This window comes from Salinibacterium sp. CAN_S4 (assembly GCF_015752305.1).
Taxonomy (GTDB): Bacteria; Actinomycetota; Actinomycetes; order Actinomycetales; family Microbacteriaceae; genus Rhodoglobus.
Genome location: NZ_JADOVB010000001.1, coordinates 391,833 through 407,446 on the forward strand (window position 1 = coordinate 391,833; position 15,614 = coordinate 407,446).

At 65.2% G+C, this 15,614-nt stretch carries 18 protein-coding genes; 9 read left to right on the forward strand and 9 right to left on the reverse strand.

What is annotated here, in order from left to right; all coding sequences use genetic code 11:
* Positions 1–14: 14 nt before the first annotated feature.
* Positions 15–1,037 carry a 3-oxoacyl-ACP synthase III gene (locus tag IWX81_RS01990; protein WP_199279600.1) on the reverse strand — a complete coding sequence of 341 codons (1,023 nt, stop codon included), beginning with the start codon at positions 1,035–1,037 and terminating at the stop codon, positions 15–17.
* 153 nt (positions 1,038–1,190) lie between these two features.
* Here IWX81_RS01990 and IWX81_RS01995 point away from each other — a divergent pair, with 153 nt between their 5' ends.
* The 4 genes from IWX81_RS01995 (at position 1,191) to IWX81_RS02010 (ending at position 4,299) form a co-directional block, all read left to right on the forward strand.
* Positions 1,191–1,463, forward strand: coding sequence for a hypothetical protein (locus IWX81_RS01995; protein WP_199279601.1), 273 nt, complete (start codon positions 1,191–1,193; stop codon positions 1,461–1,463).
* A gap of 191 nt (positions 1,464–1,654) precedes the next feature.
* Entirely contained in the window at positions 1,655–3,613 is a 1,959-nt protein-coding gene (locus IWX81_RS02000; protein WP_199279602.1) for a diguanylate cyclase, read from the forward strand.
* Between the two features lie 36 nt (positions 3,614–3,649).
* Positions 3,650–3,808 (forward strand): hypothetical protein, encoded by a 159-nt coding sequence (locus IWX81_RS02005; RefSeq protein WP_199279603.1) that lies wholly within the window; start codon positions 3,650–3,652, stop codon positions 3,806–3,808.
* Complete coding sequence (locus IWX81_RS02010) at positions 3,805–4,299, forward strand: metallophosphoesterase family protein (RefSeq protein ID WP_199279604.1); 495 nt, start codon at positions 3,805–3,807, stop codon at positions 4,297–4,299. The genes IWX81_RS02005 and IWX81_RS02010 overlap by 4 nt, the downstream gene beginning before the upstream one ends.
* A 133-nt stretch (positions 4,300–4,432) precedes the next feature.
* Here IWX81_RS02010 and IWX81_RS02015 read toward each other — a convergent pair whose 3' ends face one another.
* Both IWX81_RS02015 and IWX81_RS02020 read right to left on the reverse strand, forming a co-directional pair.
* Positions 4,433–6,196, reverse strand: coding sequence for a DEAD/DEAH box helicase (locus IWX81_RS02015; protein WP_199279605.1), 1,764 nt, complete (start codon positions 6,194–6,196; stop codon positions 4,433–4,435).
* Positions 6,197–6,224: 28 nt separating this feature from the next.
* Entirely contained in the window at positions 6,225–6,728 is a 504-nt protein-coding gene (locus tag IWX81_RS02020; protein ID WP_199279606.1) for a nucleoside deaminase, read from the reverse strand.
* 49 nt (positions 6,729–6,777) lie between these two features.
* Between IWX81_RS02020 and IWX81_RS02025 the strand changes: the two genes are divergently transcribed.
* Both IWX81_RS02025 and IWX81_RS02030 read left to right on the forward strand, forming a co-directional pair.
* Positions 6,778–7,548, forward strand: coding sequence for a hypothetical protein (locus tag IWX81_RS02025; protein WP_199279607.1), 771 nt, complete (start codon positions 6,778–6,780; stop codon positions 7,546–7,548).
* 69 nt (positions 7,549–7,617) lie between these two features.
* Positions 7,618–9,162 (forward strand): SPFH domain-containing protein, encoded by a 1,545-nt coding sequence (locus tag IWX81_RS02030; protein WP_199279608.1) that lies wholly within the window; start codon positions 7,618–7,620, stop codon positions 9,160–9,162.
* A gap of 26 nt (positions 9,163–9,188) precedes the next feature.
* Here the strand turns inward: IWX81_RS02030 and IWX81_RS02035 are convergent, their stop codons facing one another.
* The 5 genes from IWX81_RS02035 to IWX81_RS02055 form a co-directional block, all read right to left on the reverse strand.
* Positions 9,189–9,506, reverse strand: a complete 318-nt coding sequence (locus tag IWX81_RS02035; protein WP_199279609.1) for a protealysin inhibitor emfourin — start codon at positions 9,504–9,506, stop codon at positions 9,189–9,191.
* Positions 9,507–9,511: 5 nt separating this feature from the next.
* The gene (locus IWX81_RS02040) at positions 9,512–10,582 is read right to left on the reverse strand and encodes a M4 family metallopeptidase (RefSeq protein WP_199279610.1); all 1,071 of its coding nucleotides are present in this window, start codon (positions 10,580–10,582) and stop codon (positions 9,512–9,514) included.
* Positions 10,583–10,788: 206 nt separating this feature from the next.
* Positions 10,789–11,676: an oxygenase MpaB family protein gene (locus IWX81_RS02045; protein WP_199279611.1), complete on the reverse strand. Its 888-nt coding sequence runs from the start codon at positions 11,674–11,676 to the stop codon at positions 10,789–10,791.
* 29 nt (positions 11,677–11,705) lie between these two features.
* Positions 11,706–12,092: an RNA-binding S4 domain-containing protein gene (locus IWX81_RS02050; RefSeq protein ID WP_199280390.1), complete on the reverse strand. Its 387-nt coding sequence runs from the start codon at positions 12,090–12,092 to the stop codon at positions 11,706–11,708.
* 39 nt (positions 12,093–12,131) lie between these two features.
* A complete protein-coding gene (locus tag IWX81_RS02055) occupies positions 12,132–12,575 on the reverse strand; it encodes a hypothetical protein (RefSeq protein WP_199279612.1) in 444 nt (147 codons plus the stop codon).
* A 143-nt stretch (positions 12,576–12,718) separates the two neighbouring features.
* On the opposite strand from IWX81_RS02055, the gene IWX81_RS02060 reads away from it, so the two are divergent.
* The 3 genes from IWX81_RS02060 to IWX81_RS02070 all read left to right on the forward strand — a co-directional run bounded on the left by IWX81_RS02060 (position 12,719) and on the right by IWX81_RS02070 (position 14,647).
* Positions 12,719–13,252, forward strand: a complete 534-nt coding sequence (locus IWX81_RS02060; protein ID WP_334592712.1) for an FHA domain-containing protein — start codon at positions 12,719–12,721, stop codon at positions 13,250–13,252.
* On the forward strand, positions 13,252–13,950 hold the full coding sequence (gene ftsR, locus IWX81_RS02065; RefSeq protein WP_334592714.1) for a transcriptional regulator FtsR: 699 nt from the start codon (positions 13,252–13,254) through the stop codon (positions 13,948–13,950). The genes IWX81_RS02060 and ftsR overlap by 1 nt, the downstream gene beginning before the upstream one ends.
* Before the next feature lie 148 nt (positions 13,951–14,098).
* Positions 14,099–14,647 (forward strand): MerR family transcriptional regulator, encoded by a 549-nt coding sequence (locus tag IWX81_RS02070; RefSeq protein ID WP_199279613.1) that lies wholly within the window; start codon positions 14,099–14,101, stop codon positions 14,645–14,647.
* Between the two features lie 68 nt (positions 14,648–14,715).
* Here IWX81_RS02070 and IWX81_RS02075 read toward each other — a convergent pair whose 3' ends face one another.
* Entirely contained in the window at positions 14,716–15,525 is an 810-nt protein-coding gene (locus IWX81_RS02075) for a ParA family protein (protein ID WP_097061463.1), read from the reverse strand.
* Positions 15,526–15,614: the final 89 nt, after the last annotated feature.

A 15,614-nucleotide genomic window follows, 5' to 3' on the forward strand; every position in this document is an offset into this window, starting at 1 on the left:
CTGTCAGGACGCCGTCACCACGCGAGTTCCATCATCGCGGTGTTGAGACCTGAACCCACGCCCATGAGCAGCACGCGATCACCCTTGGTGAGGGTGTCCTGCGCTTCGACGAGAGTGATGGGAATGGATGCCGGGCCGACGTTCCCGAACCGGGGGAACGTGATCGGCACTCGATGCCTGTCGAGTTTCGCGGCCTTGATGATGGCGTTCGTGTGAACAGACGAGACCTGGTGCGTGATGTACATATCCATCGACGACCAGTTCCAGTCGTGAGCGGCCTCTTTCCAGGCCGAGACCACGAGGTCGAGCCCGCCCTTCAGGAGAGCCTTCGCGTCGGTGAACATGCCATCGACACTGCCGACACACAGGTCGTGGAACTGGGTCGCGGCCCGAGTGACGCCACCGAGGATGGGGTGTCCGGCAGGATTCTCGTCGGTGCGGCCCAGTACGGCGGCAGCCGATCCCGAACCGAGAGTGAGCGACGCGAATTCGCTCATGAACCCGTCGCGATCGCTGTCCGACTTGAGCAACCTGTCGATGGTGTTCACCTGGATCTCGTCAGCATCCTCACCATTGACGACGATGGCGTACTTGATCTGACCTGACTCGATCATGCTCGCCGCGAGGCTCATCCCGCTGACGAACCCGAGGCACGCATTGGCGACGTCGAAGTTGATCGCGGAGCTGGGCAATCCGAGCCCGTGATGCAGTCGCACGGCGACCGACGGTTCGAGGTGCTGGCGCGTCACCGACGTGTTGATGAGGAGTCCGACCTCGGAGGGGTCGACGCCCGCTTCGGCGAGGGCGCGTCGTCCTGCAGATACCGTCGCATCGTCTGAGGTCTCGCCGGAGGCCCAGTTGCGGCGTTCGAGCACTCCGGCAACGCGCTGCAGCAGCCCTTTCGGCAGATCGAGTCGCGAGAGCGCAGCTGCAAGTCGGGTTTCGATGTCGACAGACGTCGTCACCCGGCTGGGTAGAGTACTCGCGACCGACAACAGTGAAACGTTGTCAAAGCGGGTGGTCGCATTTCCTGCCACGAAACCTCCGTCGAACGGGCCTGTAGGCCCTGTGATCCAGAGAATCAGTTTACTGCAGCACCCACGGCCCCCTGCGACGGTGGCCGGTGTGAGCGCAGTGGGATATGCTCCTCCGGCTCGATGGGCGCCGTCGTGGCCGGTAGCATCGGCACCATGGGACGACGTGAGCTACCACGACGCCGAATCGAGTCATTCGGGCAGGTCGCCGCAATCGTGGGGGGAATCCTGCTGATGGCACTCGGTGCTGTCTGGACGGTAGTGTGCTTCGGAACGCTGGTCTTCGGTGGCCTCGACCTCTTCGCGCCGGTGGCGAGCGGCATGAGCGCTCAGGGTCCGGTGATCCTCGGACTTGCCGTCGCCGGGCTTGGCGTCGTGGGCATCGGTCGAGCGGTCGCTGACAGCGCCCGTCGTGCCCCCAGATCCTGACGTAGATTCACCTCTGACCTCGGGTGAGGTGCCGCGATCGCGATCGCCAAAATTTGGATTGCAACCGTGGCGTCTCGGCCATAGGCTGCGATCACCTTCCCGCACCTAGGCGGCCCCTGTGCATGGAGTCGCCCGACACGATTGGCGCCACACGTGCACCCTGACAGCGGTCCCAGCTCACCGGTCTGGCTATGACTGCCGACGGGCTTCCCCTGAGGGATGAGCGCACGGCTCCCCCTCGGATCACCCCGGCGGCCATTCAGTCGTGGGGTATTTTCATCGCCGTCGACCCCGGCACCATGGTCGTCACTCACGTCAGTGACAACACAACGCGGCTCGCCGGTGTCGAACCCTCGGGATTCCTCGGCCGATCGCTGGCAGACATCGTCGGCGGGGCGGCGGTCGATCGTGTGCGCGAGGTTATTGCCGGCACCCGCTCGACTCCGACCGAGGCCGTCGTCAATGGCACGCGATTCGATGCCATCAGTCACTCGAGCGGTGACAGTCTCTTCGTCGAGCTCGAGCCATACATCGACAGCGATGAGCGAGCGCACTTCCTGATACGGGATGCGATGCGCAGCATGGCGACGGCCCAGACGACCTCAGAGCTCTGGGCTCGAGCAGCATCCGGAATGCGGGCTATCACGGGCTACGACCGTGTCGACATCTCGTACTACCATCCCGATGGACACGGTGAGGTGGTGGCTGCAGCCCAGGCGGAGGATCTCGAGTCACACCTGGGGATCCATTTCTCTGCGGCGTATATCGCGGATGAACCCAGCAGGGTCTACCTCACCAAGCAGTCCCGGATGGTCATCAACAGCCAGGAGAGCGTATCTCTGTTATCTGCCGATACCAGCGCGGATGCGGTCGATCTGGATCTTGCAGCGGCCGTGCTCTCGGCACCATCCCCCCGGGATTCGGAACTGCTCAGGGGCGTCGGCTACGGCTCCACCTTCTTCATCGCCGTCGTACGCAACGGAGCGTTGCTCGGCGTGATCAATTGCGGCAATCGTTCTGAGCGCCCCCTGCACTACACGCTCCGCGATGCTCTTGAACTGCTCGCCAACCAGCTCGCACTTCAGTTCGGTGCGATGCAGGAAATCCAGATGATGAAACAGCGCGATTCGGTGCGGCAGATTCGGGCGATTCTCGTGGCGCAGGTCGCGGCGGGAGAGGACATTGTCGACAGCCTGCTGTTGCGCGATATCACCCTGCTCGACTTCATCCCGGCCGATGGCGCCGCGATCAACCTCGGTGGCCGCCTGGGAACCATCGGTCGAGTGCCTGCCGAAGACGTGATCCGGCGCATTCCCGCTGCCGTCGCCGACCTCGGTGGCGGAACCGATTTCTCCAGCGATGCCGTTCCCATCGCCCTCCCCACGCTGGCGCGAGAGTTGCCGGGCGTCACCGGGCTGTTGATTCGGCGCCTCGGGAACAGTGGCGATTTCATCGCCTGGTTTCGCGGGGAATCGACCCATCTGCCGGAGTGGATCCAGGATCCGGCAACCGATGATGAAACGTCCGCTGCGCCTGGCACCGAACCTGTGCGAACCAGCCCGCCGGCGATCAGCGGTGCATCAGCGCACTGGGCGGAGGTGGAAGCCGAGGCATCCGAACTCGTTCGCGAATTGTCGTCTGTTCTGGTCGCGAGGTCGACGGCGGAGCTCGCCGAGATGGCATTGCGCGACCCGCTTACGGGGCTCCTCAACCGGCGCGCGCTCGTCGACGCGCTGGCCAGGCGCCTGTCGGCTGACTACTCCGGCCCTGGCCTCGCGGTAATCTTCGTCGACATCGATGATTTCAAGGCGATCAATGACGCCCACGGTCACGCCGCTGGCGACACGGCCCTCATCCACGTCGCGCGGAGCCTGCGGTCGGCTGCCCGCGAAAGCGACATCGTGGCACGGCTGGGTGGTGATGAGTTCGTCGTGGTGTTCAATGCTGTGGATGAGCTCGGGGCGTACCAGATCGCCACGCGCATCCTCAACGCCGTGCGCGCTTCGCCCATCGACGGCGGATGGCCCGTCACGGCCTCGGTCGGCGTTGCCCTGGCCGTTCCCGGGCAGACCGCGTCGCAATTGCTCAGCGCAGCCGATGCCGCGATGTTCAGGGCCAAGCTCGCCGGCCGGGATCGCACCTCCCGCTGAACCATTCGGTTCCCGTCGGCTGGCTACACTGCTTTCATGGATGACACGTCGCCGAGAGCGGTCGAGCACACCGATGGCGTCGATCCGAATCCGCCATGCCCGACGTGCGGAGCCGCTCGCGAGCTCGTGATGCTCGAGCGCTTCACGGGCTGGTGGTGCCGGGATTGTGCCGATGCCGGTCGCCCTCCCGCATGACGACGCGGCTGCTCATCGTCGCGGACACCCATGTGCCCACGCGAGCGCGGCAGCTCCCTGAAGCCGTGCTCGAGGCAGCGGATGCCGCTGACCTCGTGATCCACTCTGGTGACTGGATCGTGGCATCCACTCTCGACCAGCTCGAATCACATGCCGAGGTGCTGGGGGTGTGGGGCAATAACGACCCGGCCGACCTGCGCGCGCGGCTTCCCGAGGTCGCACGTCGCACCATCGAGGGGGTGCGGTTCGCTGTCGTACATGAGACCGGCCAGTCGAAGGGTCGAGAGGCGCGGATGGATGCCGTGTTCCCCGACCTCGACGTGCTGGTCTTCGGCCACAGCCACATCCCCTGGGATACCACCACGCCGGCGGGGCTCCGGCTGCTGAATCCGGGATCGCCGACCGACCGGCGACGGCAGCCGAGGCGCACATACCTCACCGCGATCGTGGACGATGGCGCCCTGCGGGACATCACGCTGGTGCAGCTCTAAAGGTCCGTCAACCCCTAGAGTGCGACTCTCTGCGGTGGCAGCCCGAATCCATGACGAATTTCGGATACACGCTGATGACCGCGCAGAGCGTTCCTGTAGACCTCGTCGCCTGTGGCTCCTGGTGCGGCGGGCCTCAGCCCTTGTAGCGCGCTGGTCGCTCGCCACGGTCGCTCGAGCGGACCCCTCCGCGCACATCCGGACGGATCTCGATGAGCTTCCCGCTGATACGGGTGTCCTTCAGCTTGGCGAGCACGTGACCCGGCAGGTCTGCGGGCAACTCCACGATCGAGAAATCCGGGCGGATCTGGATGTGACCGAAGTCGTCCCTGCTCAGGCCGCCCTCATTCGCGAGTGCTCCGACGATCTGGCGCGGCTCGACGCGATGGCGCTTTCCGACCTCTATGCGGTACGGGGACATGGCTTTGTTGGAGCGCGGACGACGCTCGGGACGCTCGCCGCGGTCGTCCCGGTCTCCGCGATCCGGACGGTCGGTGCGCTCCTCGCGATCGAAACGCTGCGGGCGCTCGTCGGCCGGATTGAGCAGCAGGGGAGTCTCACCCTGCGCCACCACAGCGAGTGCGGCGGCGACGTCGGCCTCCGGCACATCGTGGTTCTTGATGTAGTGGCCGACGATGTCCCTGAACGCGGCGATGCGCGACTGCTGGTTGAGTGCCTCGGTGATGGCGTCGTCGAATCGCGCCAGCCTGGTGACGTTGACGTCCTCGACCGAGGGCAGCTGCATCTGGGTCAGGGGCTGGCGGGTCGCCTTCTCGATGGCGCCGAGCAGCCTGCGCTCCCGTGGTGTGACGAAGCTGATCGCGGCTCCACTGCGTCCCGCGCGCCCCGTGCGGCCGATACGGTGCACGTACGATTCGGTGTCGATCGGGATGTCGAAGTTCACCACGTGGCTGATGCGATCGACGTCGAGACCACGGGCAGCGACATCCGTCGCCACCAGGATGTCGAGCTTGCCCGACTTCAACTGGGCGACAGTGCGCTCGCGCTGGGCCTGGGCGACATCGCCGCTGATGGCTGCGGCGGAATAGCCGCGCGCCCGCAGCTTCTCGGCGAGCGTCTCTGTCTCGTTCTTGGTACGGACGAACACGATCATGCCCTCGAAGTTCTCCACTTCCAGGATGCGGGTGAGCGCGTCGACCTTCTGCGGGTACGAGACCATCAGGTAGCGCTGAGTCGTGTTGGCCGAGGTCGTCGTCTTGTTCTTGACGGTGATCTCTTCGGCGTCGTGGAGGTATTTCTGCGAAATACGACGGATCTGCGGCGGCATCGTCGCCGAGAACAGCGCGACCTGCTTGTCTTCAGGGGTGTCGGCGAGAATCGTCTCGACATCCTCGGCGAAGCCCATTTTGAGCATCTCGTCAGCTTCGTCGAGCACGAGGTACTTCAACTCGGAGAGATCGAGGGTGCCCTTGGCGAGGTGATCCATGATGCGGCCCGGCGTACCGACGACCACATGCACGCCACGACGAAGCGCCGAGAGCTGCACTCCGTAGGCCTGGCCGCCGTAGACGGGCAGCACGTGCACGCCCTTCATGTGGGAGGCGTACTGTTCGAAGGCCTCACACACCTGCAGCGCGAGTTCACGCGTGGGGGACAGCACGAGCGCCTGCGGCTTCTTCTGGGACACGTCGAGCCTCGAGAGGATCGGCAGGGCGAATGCCGCAGTCTTCCCCGTGCCGGTCTGGGCGAGGCCGACGACGTCACGACCCTCGAGCAGCGGAGGAATGGTGGCGGCCTGGATGGCCGAGGGGGTCTCGTATCCGACGTCGCGCACGGCCTTGAGCACGGCGTCACTCAACCCCAGATCAGCGAATCCGGTCGACTCGCCCTGCTCGCCGAGGTCGGTTTCGATGTCTTCGGTCGTGTCGTGTGCCGTCATTCTTACAACGGTAGTGCCCGGTGCGCCTTCACGCTTGCGCCAGACCGAGGCTTCGGGCGTGCAGCTCGCGCAACTCGGGGGCGAACTCGGCGAACGGACCCCGGGTCGGGGTGCCCGGTGCGATCGTGTCGATCCCGAGAACGGCAACCGCGCCCGGCGCCAGTCCCCACTCCGACCGCCAGGCCGCCAGTTGTGCGCCGCTGGCCGCGAAGACGATAGTTCCGAGCCCCACCCAGGCGTGCGCGGCACTGCACATCGGGCAGTGTTCCCCAGAGGTGTAGACGACACTCGAGCGGCGCTCATCCGGAGTCAGGTTGTTCGCGGCCCACCGGGCGATCTCGAATTCAGGATGCCGCGTCTCGTCGCCCCCGCCGACCCTGTTGCGCTCCTCGAGCCTCACCACCCCCGTGGCGTCGACGAGCAGGGAACCGAACGGCTCGTCCCCGGCGTCGACGGCGTCCCGAGCGAGCTGGATGCAGCGCTGGAGGTGTGACCGGTCGGCCGCCGTTGTCGTGTCGCGTGCGTCTGTCATCCTCGAACGGTATCCCAGTCGGCGATGGCCCCGCCCTTAGAATGTCGGGATGACGGACCTCAGCCTGCGCATGCCCAACACGCGACTGCGCGCGGTTCTCAACCTCGGGGTCAGGCACGCGGCATCGTTCCCTCTTCCCCTGCGGTTGTCGAATCCGGAGCTCTATGCCGACTGGGACGACGATGCGCAGTTGAGTGACCTGCACGTGGAGTTCGACAGCGGCCAGCTGCATCTCGAGACCACGGGTAGTGGAACCGACCATCACTTCCACACCCAGGCCGGTGAGCACCGCGATTCGAGCCCATGGCCGGTAGCCGACACAGCGGCCCTGCTGCAGTGGGCCCAGGCCCTTGCCGGCGACCTGCACGCCCTCCTGCCGGGCCTGCTGGATGACATCACCCAGGCTGCGGCCTGGCACGACTCCGGGTTCGACCTCTACATCTGCGAGGTGGATGAGCCGGCGCAACTCGACCTGATCGAGATCGAGGTCGAGGGCGAGCTGATGACATTGCCCTGGCTGGGCGCCGGCAGCGTGAACCACGACCACATCGATGGCGAGAATCATCCGATCGCCCTGGCCTGGGGTCCCGGCGAGTCCGAACCCGACCGGCCGATAGCGCACGCCTGGACGGATGCCGCGACCGGTGTTCCGCGATCGAGGGCATTGCCGGGGGTGGACTGGGACGAGATCGGCCTTCCCGCCGTCGAGGTTCTGCCATGGCTCGAGGGCATCTACCTCAACCACCACATGATCCCCGATGCCGAGGGCACGCTCCTGAACGCTGTGCTTCGACGACTGGGCGGACTCGACCCCGAGTAAAGCTCGGGAGCGAATGTCCCAACCGATAGGCTCGGGGCGACTACTGCCGACGCCGGAGGGCCTGCTGCCATGTTTCCTACTGATCTACTGACCACAGCAATCATCGTGGGGGCGGTCGTTCTCCTCGTCCTCATCGTGATTGTCACGTTATTGCGCGGAATCAAGGTCGCAAAGCCCGACGAGGCGATCATCGTCACATCGCGTCAGAAAGCGCTCAAACTGGGGGAAGCCGAGACCGAGAATGCCGGCCAGAAGGTCGTCTTCGGATCGCGTGTGTTCGTCAAACCCATCATCGAAGCACACTTCAAGCTGAGCCTGCGCAGCAGGCAGCTCAACGTGCAGGCCACAGCGCAGACGCGGGATGCGATCACGATCCGGGTCAACGCTGTCGCCGTCGTCAAGGTCGGCGGCTCCGAGTCGATGGTGCGGGCGGCCGCGCAACGGTTCCTCAACCAGCAGGACCAGATCGAGACATCCACCGAAGAAGTCCTCAGCGGATCGGTGCGATCGATCGTCGGCCAGCTGACGGTGACCGAGATCATCACCAACCGCTCTGCGCTGCAGGGCCAGGTGCTCGAAGCCGTGCGCGAATCCCTCGATGTGCAGGGACTCACGATCGACACGCTGCAGATCAAGGAGATCGACGACGACAACGGCTACATCCGCGACCTCGGTCGAGGTGAGGCAGCGCGAGTGAAGCAGGTCGCCGAGATCGCCGAATCGGTGTCGCGCCAGGCATCCGAGGAAGCGCGGATCTCGGCAGACCAGGCCGTGGCCGAGTCGCAGCGCAAGCTCGATCTGCGCAACGCCGAGATCCAGAAGGAGACCGATAAGGCCAGGGCCGAAGCCGCTTCGGCAGCTCCGCTCGCCGAAGCTATCGCCCAGCAGGAGGTCGTGGCCCAGCAGGAGGTCACCGCGGGAAAGCGTGTCGGTCTGCGCAAGCAGGAACTCGACGCCGAGATCCGGGCGGTCGCCGATGCCGAGGCCTACTCCATCTCCAAGAAGGCTGAGGCGGATGCCACGGCAGCGGTCGCAGCGGCCAACGCCGACCGCGACTCGCGTCGCTCGAGCGCCGAGGCCATCGAAGCCGAGGGTGTGGCCGAGCGCAACCGCCGCCGCAGCGCTGCAGAAGCCGTCGAAGCCGAGGGTCTCGCGGAGCGCAGCCGACGCATCGCGGCCGCCGAAGCATTGCAGGCCGAGGGTGAGGCCGAGGCCGCCTCGATCCGAGCCCGCGGAAATGCTGAGGCCGACGCCACCAAGGCTCGCGCCGAGGCTCTCGAGCAGGGCGCCGGGGACCTGCTGCGCCAGCAGGTCATCGCGCAGCTTCCCGAGATCGTGCGAGCGGCCTCAGAGCCGCTCTCCTCGATCTCGAACATGACGGTGATCTCGTCGGATGGTAAAGGATCCGAACAGGTGGGCCAGAACGTGGCCACCCAGCTCACCACCGTCAACCAGATCCTGAAAGATCTGGTCGGCATCGACATCTCCGACATCATCACCGGCCGCATGACGGGGGAGGCCATCGGCAAGGGCATCGCGGAAACGCAGGTTCCAGCCCCGCGAACGTCGGCTCCCAAGTCGGCGCCGCCGAGGGTCGCACCGCCGAAGTCCTAGGGCGCCGAAGTCCTGACGCGACGGGGTCAGACAGTCCGCGGGGGAGTCCACGTCGGGGCTGGCGCAGGATGCTCCTGCACCCGCTCGACGAGCGTCTTCCACGGGCCCGTCAGCGCCGACTCCGGCACGGTCGCCGTACGGCGGGTGCGGGGCGCACGCACGGTGATCAGGTAGACGAAGCGATCCCGGGAGACCGTATCCGGACGGATGCTACGCCACGGGCACGCCTTCACCAGGTCGAGCAATTCGTCTGATTTCTCGAGCGCCACCGACAGCGACCACGTGCGCGTAAGGCCGGCGAATCCGCCAGTCCGCGCGACGGTGATCGTGAGTTCGGCCGGCATCCTGATCAGTCGCTCCCGGCGCCCCGCGGAGGCTGAGCTGCGATTCCGACACCAGCCCAGCCCTCGTTCACGGCCGAGACCTCTGCTGATTCACCGCCGTACCTCTGCGCGGCAGCAGCAACCGTCGCCGTCGCGAACTGGGCGAAATCGGCTCGTGCTGTGAGGGTCGGGCCATTGATGGCGTCGTACCAGATCTGGCCAGCACGGTCCCAGGCGTTGCCGCCGAGTGACTCGGCGACGAGGTAGAACGCGCGATTCGGGATGCCGGAATTCAGGTGCACTCCGCCTCCGTCTTCATCGGTCTGGATGTAGTCGTCGAAGTGCGCGGGCTGCGGGTCTGTACCGAGCACGTCATCGTCGTAGGCCGTGCCGGGGGCGCGAAGTGACCGCAGGGCCGAGCCTTCGACCTCGGTGGTGAAGATTCCCTCGCCGATGAGCCAGCTGGCTTCGGTGACGGATTGACCGCGCGAGTGCTGTTCGACGAGTGCGCCGAAGACGTCCGAGATGGACTCGTTGAGGGCTCCGGACTGGTCGCGGTAGACGAGTCCGGCCGTGTACTGCGTGACCCCGTGGGCGAGCTCGTGCCCGATGACCGAGAGTGAGGCGGTGAATCGCGTGAAGATCTCGCCGTCACCGTCGCCGAACACCATGCGTTCGCCATCCCAGAACGCGTTGTCGTACAGGTCGCCGTAGTGGACTGTCGCATCGAGGGGGAGTCCGGTGCCGTCGATCGAGTTACGGCCGTAGACCTCTGAGTAGAGGGCGAATGTGGCGCCGAGCCCGTCGTAGGCTTCGTCCGTCGCAGGATCCCCCGTGGGATCGTCGCCCTCGCGCCGAACCGGGGTGCCGGGGATGGTCATCGTTCCGGCCGCGTCTGAGATGGTGCGATCGGGCGCATCGACCAGGGTCGCGACGAGATCGTTGTTCTCATCGAAACCGAGGTCGAAGCGCACCGATCGGAATCGCTTATCGTGCTCGAGCGCCACGCGGGCCGCATGAGCAGCCACGGCATACCTGGCGTCTTCGAGGCGGGCAATGCGCCTCAAGAGGTACGGGGGAATGATTCCGTGAGTCATGATTCGAGCATGCCCCGTGCCACCGACGGAGGTTAGTCCTTGCGCTTGCTCGCGGCCTTGTCTTTCTTGTCAGCGCGCTTCTCTTTGAGAGACTTGCTGGCTGCAGTCTTGGCTGTGGTTTTCTTCGGTGACTTATCGGCCATGACGTTATCCTCCTGTGAGCCAGGCGGCTCGTCTCCCGAGCGTACCCCGCTGGCGGGGCGAGGTCACGCCTGACGGATTCTGGCTATGCGCTTTCGAGCGGCATCCTCGCTCGTCGACGAGCTGCCGAGAACGCGACCGACGCCGCGCAACACGAGCCCAGTGGCCCAGATCACGGGAAGGCGGGAACGGCGCAGTCCCAGCAGTTGGCGATGCTCTTCCGGCAGCGATGCGACAGCTCCGGCGAACAGCACCCGGTAGGCCGGCAGCATCGATCGTCTCAGTGGTGGATTCCGGATGAACCGCACAGCCTCCCTCACCCGTTCGTCACTCTTGAGCACGGGCCGGAACCCGTCGATCTGTGCCTTCAGTTCGGCCCGAGATCGCGGTGGATGCTGCACGCCCACGAGTTCGCCGGCGGCAGCCCACTCACTCACGTACTGGTCTGCCCCGCCGGGGATAGGCCCGCCCCACAACTCGTGGCAGCCGAGGAATGCGTCGGTGAACACCGCGTGGACCCAGGCGAGCAGCTCCTGGTCGCCGGCGGTGTACGCGCGTTCGACCCCCGCTGCGTCGATATACGTTCCCGCGACCCTGTCGTGATACTTCCCCACCCGTGACGACTCGAGCCTCGCCTGTTCCGTGCCCGCAAAGGTGACGGTGATCAGCCATTGGATCGTTCCGGAGAGCCTGCCGAGCGGGTCTTCCTTGTAGCGGGACCAGTCGTGCACGCCGGCCATCGCTCCGGGATGGAGGGTCTGCATGAGAAGGGCCCTGATCCCCGCTACGAGCGTGCCCATGCCGCCGTGCACGGCCCACGACGCGGAATCCGGACCGAAAAATCCTTCGTCATCACCCTGCTCGATCCGGCTCACCCACTGTGGGCGACCCGAGCTCTCTCCCGAAAAAGTTGTCAAGAGGTGCGAACGCCAGGAGTCCGAGATTCTGCCCATAACCCGACACTAACGCGGCTCGCTGGAGGTCAGTCGAGAGGGTCGGACACCCTGCCTCGCAGCTTCTCCATATCCCGCCGCTCCCGCTTTGTCGGCCGGCCTGCTCCACGATCGCGCTGGGGAAGCAAGGCCACTTCTTCCGGTGCCGGAAGTGGCGGGCTGATGTCCGTGAAGGCCTCTACGGCGAGTACTGATCCGACCCTCTTCGACAGAATCTCGCGCACGACCAGGATGCGATCGAAGCCCGCTATCCGCACTCTCACCTCGTCGCCGGGCTTGACGTGCTGTGCCGCCTTGGCTCGTTCCCCGTTGACACGGATGTGCCCCGACCGCGTCGCTGCGGTGGCGGCCGACCGGGTCTTGAATACCCTGACCGCCCAGAGCCAACTGTCGACGCGGGCTGACAGGGCAGCCATCATCGCGGGCCGGTGCTGACGACGGGAGGGAGACCGAGGTCAGGCCGTCGCAACATCCGACTTCCACTGCACGAGGCTTCGGACCGTCTCGCTGTGGTCGACCGACAGTTGCGCCATGGAGTCAGCGGGAACGTAGAAGTTCAGGGCGAGGAATCCGCGTACGCGCTCCGATGGGTCGTCGACGAGGGATCGGAGCACGTCACACGGGGCCGTTTCGTTGCGTGCGACACAGGCACGTACGCCTTCGTCGTCATCCGCGGCAAGAGCAGCGAACAGGTCGACAGGCGTGTTGTAGCTGCTCGCGACACTCTCTCGGATCTTGGGGTTCGAGTGCGTGGCCAGCAATCGAAGCCGCGTGATCTTGCTGTCGGTGACCCTGGGCGCAGGATGCAGCGACTCGGCCTGCTCGGCGGTCACCATCGCCGGCGCCATCGCCTTCATCTGCTTCCGTTGGGCCGGGGTGTTGAACCTGATGCACGACATGCCATAAACGCTAGCCTGTCGAATGGGTTACGGCCGGGCTAACACGACGGGTGCACCGGTGGAAAATTTACGGCCGACAGCCGAAATCGACGGGGCGAGCAACACTCGTCATCAGTTACTGTGGACTACAGGGGAGGACTGCAATGGCTGGAAATGACAACACTCGTGACGGCGCGGACGTTCCCGAGGGCATAACGCCCGACAACGCCGAACTGGGAGAAGCTGTGCCTGAAGAGACTTCAACGCCGCGCGACGATACGACAGTCACGTACGGGGACGAGTTCGCGGCCCAGCTGGCGGCACTGGATGGCTCAACATCCCCCGAGGAACAGGACGCGATTTCTGCGCTGCCCTCGGGCTCCGCGCTGCTCGTAGTGCGTCGCGGACCCAATGTCGGGGCACGCTTCCTTCTCGATGCCGACGTCACTACGGTCGGTCGCCACCCCGAAGCGGACATCTTCCTTGACGACGTGACAGTGTCACGGCGCCACGCGGAATTCCTGCGCACCGGAACGTCCTTCAGGGTCAAGGATCTCGGCTCGCTCAACGGCACGTATTTCGACGGTGTTCGCATCGACACGGCTCTGCTCAGCGATGGCGCCGAGGTGCAGGTCGGCAAGTTCCGCCTCACGTTCTACGCCTCGCGACTCGACCTCGCTCACCTGGCCGGACGGTAGTGGCGGGCACTGCCGCCCAGGCGCGAACGACGGGGACTCAGAGTCTCCTGAGCATCGGGCAGGTCCTCTCCAAGCTCAGTCCCGAGTTTCCCGACCTCACTCCGTCGAAGCTGCGGTTCCTGGAGGAACGGCAACTCGTATCCCCGGCAAGGACTGAATCCGGATACCGCAAGTTCTCATCGTCCGACATGGATCGCCTGCGGTTCGTATTGTCGATGCAGCGCGATCACTATCTGCCGCTGAAAGTCATCAGGGGCTACCTGACCGAACTGGACGCTGGCCGCAGCCCGGAGTTGCCGGGTGGCGTGCTTCCCGGCGCGTCGATGCTCTCGACGGAACGGAAGTTCAGCAGGGACGAGTTGATCCGTGAGGCCGGTGCGAATTCGATGCTGCTCGGGGATGCGATCTCGGCGTCCCTCATCGTGCCGGCTGACCTGTTCGGCGAGGATTCCCTCGCGGTGCTCAAGTCGCTCGTCGAATTGCAACGCTCCGGCATCGAGCCGAGGCACCTCAGGGGATTCCGCGCATCGGCTGAGCGCGAGCTCGGGCTGATCGAGAATGCCCTGATGCCTGTCGCCAGGCGCAAGGATGCATCGAGCCGCGCGCGGGCCGCAGAGATGGCGCGCGAGATAGCGGGCCAGCTCGAAATCGTCCGCAGCAGTCTGATCAGATCCGCCCTCACGAGACTCGATTCGTAGTACGTTCGAGACACCCCCCGTTTCGACACGCCTGACGAATGTCGTCGTTCGAGCCTCGGGGCGTGGGTACCTTGGAGTCAGACGCCAACGTTAAGTGTCAACTGCAAGATGAATGTTTGTACTCTTCAGCAATAAAGGGGCATGTGCCATGAGTGAACTCAACCGTAGCGAGTCATCCCGCTACGATCTCGGCCTGCTCTTCACCGACGGGATGGTCGAACTCGATTCGGACGCCGGTTACCGAGGCGCAGTGGCCGCCCGTGCTGCGGGGATCAGCTACCGCCAGCTGGACTACTGGGCCCGCACCCAGCTCGTCGAGCCCACAGTTCGCGGTGCCGCTGGTTCAGGGTCACAACGGCTCTACGGATTCCGCGACATTCTCGTCCTGAAGCTCGTCAAGCGACTTCTCGACACGGGGATCTCGCTGCAGCAGATCCGGGTCGCCGTGAACCAGTTGCGCGAATCCGGAATCAACGATCTCGCGCAGACCACCCTCATGAGTGATGGCGCGAGCGTCTACCTGTGCACCTCGAACGACGAGGTCATCGACCTCGTCAGCCGCGGCCAGGGCGTGTTCGGCATCGCCGTCGGCAAGGTGCTGCGCGAGGTGGAGCACGACCTCGTGGAACTCGATTCGGTCAAGGGCGAAGACCCCATGGACGAGCTCGCCAAGCGTCGCTCGGTTCGCGCGTCATAACCGCTGGATCAGCCGTCGCCGTTCTGTGACGTCGTCGTGCGCCGTCGAGTAGACGCCCCGGTGAGAACTCAGGCCGGGTCGTTGGCGTAATCGCCGATGCGCGCTGTACGCATGACGCGCTCGAGCAGCTGGTCGAAATTGCGCGCCATCTCCTGGGCACTTTCGCCCGGCCAGACGTGCAGGGGCTTAGCCGCACCCTGCGCCTGCTGCAGCGATGTACGTTCCGGGAGTTGCGGGCTCAGTACGAGTGGCCCGAACATGTCGCGCAGCTCCTTGATCCTGAACTGGTGCTCGAGTGACTGGGATCGGAGCCTGTTGACGATGATCCCGAGGGGCTGGAGCCGGGGCGACAACCCGCGCCGGATCTCCTCGATCGCACGCAGGGCGCGGTCCGCGGCGGCCACGGAGAACAGTCCGGGTTCGGTCACGATGGTGACCCGGTCGCTCGCAGCCCAGGCGGTGCGCGTCAGGGCGTTGAGCGACGGCGCGCAGTCGATGAGCACGAGGTCGTAGTCGGCCTCGACATGGGCGAGCGCCTCTTCCAGCTTCCAGATGTCACGGATGCTCGGATGCGGTCCATCGAAGTTGATGGCCGACGGGGAGCCGATGAGCACATCCACTGTCCCGGGGCGCCCCTTCGTCCACCCACTCGGCGCAATGGCCGCACGGACGATCTTCTCCTTGGGGGATGCAAGGACGTCGGCGATATTCAGATGACCGCCCACCTCGATATCCATTCCGGTGGACACATCTGACTGTGGGTCGAGATCGACGACGAGGGTTCGAACGCCTCGGGCAAATGCGGCCGAAGCGAGCCCGAGCGTCACGGTGGTCTTTCCCACGCCCCCCTTGAGGGAGCTGACGCTGAGTACATGCACGAGTAACGACGATACCTTCACTACTGTTGAAGAACCTAAAACAAGGCCGCTTTTAATGCATCTGCTTGGGCAATTGCCAGAGTTGTGCT